The sequence below is a fragment of the Mesorhizobium sp. M4A.F.Ca.ET.090.04.2.1 genome (genome assembly GCF_003999085.1).
In the GTDB taxonomy this organism is placed as follows: Bacteria; Pseudomonadota; Alphaproteobacteria; order Rhizobiales; family Rhizobiaceae; genus Mesorhizobium.
Genome location: NZ_RZOT01000522.1, coordinates 1 through 4,361, shown reverse-complemented (window position 1 = coordinate 4,361; position 4,361 = coordinate 1). Strand labels below are relative to the sequence as shown.

Sequence of the window (4,361 nt, the reverse complement as noted above, 5' to 3'; positions counted from 1 at the left end):
GTTGTTCCAGCAGCCGCCCCGAGATGATGACGCCGCCGAGCGGGAAATAGCCCGAGGTGACGCCCTTGGCGAAGGTGATCATGTCCGGGTCTATGCCGAACACCTCGCCGGAGGCAAAGACGTGGCCGAGACGTCCGAAGCCGGTCACCACCTCGTCCGAGACATAGAGGATGTCGTTGTCGCGGCAGATCTGGCGGACGCGCCTCAGATAGCCCTCCGGCGGCACGACCACGCCGCCCGAGGCCTGCACCGGTTCGCCGACGAAGGCGCCGATCCTGTCGGCACCGACGCGGGCGACGGTGTCGCGGAACTGATCCACCAGGAAATCGGTGAAGGCAGCGATGCTCATCTCCTTCGGCCGCCGGAACGGATCGGGCGAGGAGAGCTTGACCACCAACTCGTCGGCGCCGTCCATCCAGTCGCGGTCGCGCGGGCGGCCATTGAGCGAGGCCGACAGATAGGTCGAGCCGTGATAGGCGCCGCCGCGGCTGAGGATCAGCTTCTTCTCCGGCCGTCCCCGCACATTGTTGTAGAACTGCATGAAGCGCAGCGCCGTCTCCACCGCCGACGAGCCGCCGGTGGTGAAGAAAGTGTGGCTGAGATCGGCGGGCGCGTGACCGGAAATGCGCCTGGCGAGCTCCGCCGAGGGCGCGTTCATCGTGTACCACGGAGTGTTGTAGGACAGCGCCATCGCCTGGTTGTACATCACGCTGGCCAGTTCCTCGCGGCGGTGGCCGACATTGAGGCACCACATGCCGGCCGGCCCGTCGATCAGCCGCTTGCCGGAAGCATCGGTGATGTAGATGCCGTCGCCCTCGCCGATCAGCGCGCGCGCCTCGGCGCCGACCGAGCCGGCATACGGCCAGGGCTGGACGAGATGGCGCTTGGCCAGCTCCACGGCATCGTCATCGCCGGGCTGGTTGGTTTCCCTCGCCCTGATCTCCCTTGCAGCCGCCATCTTAGCCTCGCATCGTATGGTTGTGGATCCTTCGGCGGACAAAGAATGAAGCGGCAAGCCCCGGAAAAATGGTCTTTCTTCACTTCATTTTGAATGTCCGTTCAATCAATATTACAGAAATAGCGCTTGATTTCAATTGGCGGATGCGCTCATGATGAAAGAAAGCCGGCAAGCAAGCGGCGCGACCAGCAACGCACCGTTCGGTTGCGCCGCGAGCAAAAAAGGGAACAAGCCGCCGGCGCTGACCAATGGGAACCACATGCCGGAACTGTTCGTGCCAGCGACCGAAATCACGCCCGGAGCGCTGCAATGACGGCGGCTGCCGAAGGCTCGCCCCCGCTGCGCATGTCGCGGGCCAGACGAAATGCCCTTCTGCGGTCCGAACCCGTCCAGGGCTTTGCCCTGATCAGCCCCACCTTCCTCTATGCCCTCGTCCTGCTGGTGCTGCCGATCCTGGTGGTTTTCGCCCACTCCTTCTGGACGCAGAACTACCTGACCATCGACCACGCCTTCACGCTGGAGAATTACCGCATCGCACTGACCGAGCCGATCTATCGCGATCTGCTCTGGCGCTCGCTTTACATCTCACTGACGGTCAGCGTGCTCACCGTCATCCTCGCCTACCCGATCGCCTATTTCATTTCCTTCCACGGCGGCCGTCACAAGAGCCTGTGGCTGTTCCTCATCACCATCCCGCTCTGGACCAGCTACCTGCTGCGGGTCATGTCGTGGAAGGTGATCCTCGGCTACAACGGCGTCTTGAATTCCGGCCTGATGGGCCTCGGCATCATCGACGAGCCTTCTACCGCGCTGCTCTACAATTCGAGCGCCGTCATCATCACGCTGACCCATGCCTGGGCGACCTTCGCCATCCTGCCGATCTTCGTTTCGCTGGAAAAAGTCGACCGTACGCTGGTCGAGGCTGCGACGGATCTCGGCGACGGCCCGCTGCGCTCCTTCCTGCGCGTGACCCTGCCGCTGTCGACGCCGGGGGTCATCTCGGCGATGCTCATCGTCATGATCCCGACGGTCGGCGACTATGTGACGCCGAAGCTGGTCGGCGGCAAGGACGGCGTCATGATCGCCAACGCCATCCAGGCGCAGTTCGGCAAGGCGTCGAACTGGCCGCTGGGCGCCGCGCTCTCCGTTACCACCATGGTGATCGTGACGCTGATGGCGGGCGCCACGTGCTGATCATCCGCGCCGCGCAGAGGCTGGCTCGATGATGGCGATCAAACGCTTGCTCCCAGGCGGCTGGCTATCGGCCTATGCCTTCCTCTATGTCGCCTTCCTCTATCTGCCGGTCGTCTTCCTGCCGATCTTCTCGATCAACACCGCGGCGACACCGAAATTCCCGCTCTCGGGCGTCACCCTCAAATGGTACGAGGACCTGCCGCGCACGCCGGCGCTGATCGACGCCACCTGGAACAGCCTGATCGTCGGCGTCTCCGCTTCGGTCCTGTCGACCGTGCTTGGCATCCTGGCCGCCCGCTCGATCACCCGCTACCGCTACCCCGGCCGACGCGCCATCAACGGGCTGATCATGGCGCCGCTGGTGCTGCCGGAGGTCATCGTCGCCATTTCGATGCTCTTGGTGATGCTGCAGCTCGGCCTCAGCCTGTCGCTGTTCACCGTCGTGCTCGGCCATGTGCTGGTTTGCATCCCCTATTCGATGACGGTGCTGACCTCCGGCTTCGAGGGCTTCGACCGCAGCCTCGAGGAAGCCTCCGCCGATCTCGGCGAGAGTGCCTTCGGCACCTTCCGGCGGGTGACACTGCCGATGGTGATGCCGGCGATCATCTCCAGCCTGCTCGTCTGCTTCACCATCTCGCTCGACGAGTTCATCATCGCCTTCTTCCTGACCGGCACCGAGGCGACGCTGCCGATCTACATCTGGGGCCAGCTGCGATTCGCGGCCAAGCTGCCGGGTGTGCTGGCGCTGGGCACGCTGCTGCTCCTCGCTTCTTTCCTGCTGATGACCATTGCCGAGATCCTGCGCCGACGGGCGGCCAGGCGCACGCAGACCGAGGGAGGCCTTTATGCCTGATGTGATTGAGGCCAAACGGCCGCGCCAGGCCGATCGTCTCCAGTCGGAGCGGCCGATGATCGAGATCCGCGATGTCACCCGCAGCTACGGTGCCTTCAAGGCGCTTGACGATGCTTCGCTGACCATCCGGGAAGGCGAGTTCTTCTCGTTGCTCGGCCCATCTGGCTGCGGCAAGACCACGCTCTTGCGCATGATCGCCGGCTTCGACAATCCGACCAGCGGCTCGATCGCCGTCGACGGCCAGCCGATGGAGGGCATTCCCGCCAACCGCCGTCCGACCAACATGGTATTCCAAAGCTATGCCATCTTCCCACATCTCAATGTCGAGCAGAACGTCGCCTACGGGCTGAAGCGCTTGAAGCTGCAAGCGGGCGAGGAAAGGCGCCGCGTCGAGGAGGCACTCGCGCAGGTGTCGCTGACCGGTCTCGGCAAGCGCGGGGCCACCGAGCTCTCCGGCGGCCAGCGCCAGCGCGTGGCGCTCGCCCGCGCGCTGGTCATGCGTCCCAAGGTGCTGCTGCTCGACGAGCCGCTCTCGGCGCTGGACAAGAAGCTGCGCGAGCAGATGCAGGTTGAACTGCGCCGGTTGCAGCAGGCGGTCGGCATCACATTCGTGCTGGTCACGCATGATCAGTACGAGGCGCTGGCCATGTCGGACCGCATCGCCGTGATGTTCGGCGGCAAGATCGCGCAGATCGCCTCGCCGAAGGAGATCTATCAGCGCCCCGTCAACCGCCAGGTGGCCGATTTCCTCGGCGGCATGAACTTCGTCAAGGCCGAAATCGTCGAGGAGAACGGCGCCTCGCTGGTGCTCGACACGCTGGGTTTCGGCCGCGTCAGGACCGACAAGCCGAAGGCTTTTGTCCGCAATGGCGGCGCGGCGACGCTCGGCATCCGGCCGGAACGGCTGCGCGTACTGTGGGACAATGCGACGGCCAAATTCGAGGTCGCCGGCAAGGTGGTCGAGCGCCACTATTTCGGCGAGATCACCCACCTGATCGTCGAGATACCCGGCCTGGAAAAGCCGCTCTCGGTGACGGAGACCAACGATTTCGGCGCCGACGACATCCCCGTCGGCGCGCCGATCCGCCTCGCCTACGATCCCGAAGCCCTGGTGGCGATGGCGGATTGAAGGCTGGTCAGGATCTTTCCGGCGGCGATGCGCCCGGCCACGATAGCGCCCTCGACATAGGCGGGAAATGACGGCGACACTTCCGACGAGGCGAAATGCACCGGCGGCGCGCCGGCAAGAATCGTGCGCTCGGCATCCCGTGCCGTCGCGTCGACGATGAGATCGCCATAGGCGCCGCCGCTCCAGCGGTCATCCGTCCAGTCGCGGTGGCTGAAATCGAGCATATC

Annotated in this window: 5 protein-coding genes and 1 pseudogene; 4 read left to right on the top strand and 2 right to left on the bottom strand. The window is 64.6% G+C overall.

Annotated elements, in window-relative coordinates:
* Positions 1-958: aminotransferase class III-fold pyridoxal phosphate-dependent enzyme (locus EN781_RS27175; RefSeq protein ID WP_127400506.1), on the bottom strand; the 958-nt coding region annotated here is incomplete at its 3' end.
* Between the two features lie 151 nt (positions 959-1,109).
* Between EN781_RS27175 and EN781_RS34540 the strand changes: the two genes are divergently transcribed.
* The 4 genes and pseudogenes from EN781_RS34540 to EN781_RS27160 all read left to right on the top strand — a co-directional run bounded on the left by EN781_RS34540 (position 1,110) and on the right by EN781_RS27160 (position 4,134).
* Entirely contained in the window at positions 1,110-1,271 is a 162-nt protein-coding gene (locus EN781_RS34540; RefSeq protein ID WP_189347883.1) for a hypothetical protein, read from the top strand.
* Positions 1,268-2,184, top strand: a pseudogene (locus EN781_RS27170) (ABC transporter permease). Before EN781_RS34540 ends, EN781_RS27170 begins: the two are co-directional and overlap by 4 nt.
* Entirely contained in the window at positions 2,181-3,005 is an 825-nt protein-coding gene (locus tag EN781_RS27165) for an ABC transporter permease (RefSeq protein ID WP_126058016.1), read from the top strand. Before EN781_RS27170 ends, EN781_RS27165 begins: the two are co-directional and overlap by 4 nt.
* Before the next feature lie 55 nt (positions 3,006-3,060).
* The gene (locus EN781_RS27160) at positions 3,061-4,134 is read left to right on the top strand and encodes an ABC transporter ATP-binding protein (protein WP_126059341.1); all 1,074 of its coding nucleotides are present in this window, start codon (positions 3,061-3,063) and stop codon (positions 4,132-4,134) included.
* On the opposite strand, the gene EN781_RS27155 is transcribed toward EN781_RS27160, so the two are convergent.
* A partial coding sequence (locus tag EN781_RS27155) for an FAD-dependent oxidoreductase (RefSeq protein WP_189347882.1) occupies positions 4,098-4,361 on the bottom strand: 264 nt, incomplete at its 5' end. The genes EN781_RS27160 and EN781_RS27155 overlap by 37 nt on opposite strands.

Excerpts from the sequence above, each read along its gene's own strand:
- EN781_RS34540 (WP_189347883.1), top strand. The coding sequence starts at position 1,110 with ATGATGAAAGAAAGCCGGCAAGCAAGCGGCGCGACCAGCAACGCACCG.
- EN781_RS27165 (WP_126058016.1), top strand. The coding sequence starts at position 2,181 with ATGATGGCGATCAAACGCTTGCTCCCAGGCGGCTGGCTATCGGCCTAT.
- EN781_RS27160 (WP_126059341.1), top strand. The coding sequence starts at position 3,061 with ATGATCGAGATCCGCGATGTCACCCGCAGCTACGGTGCCTTCAAGGCG.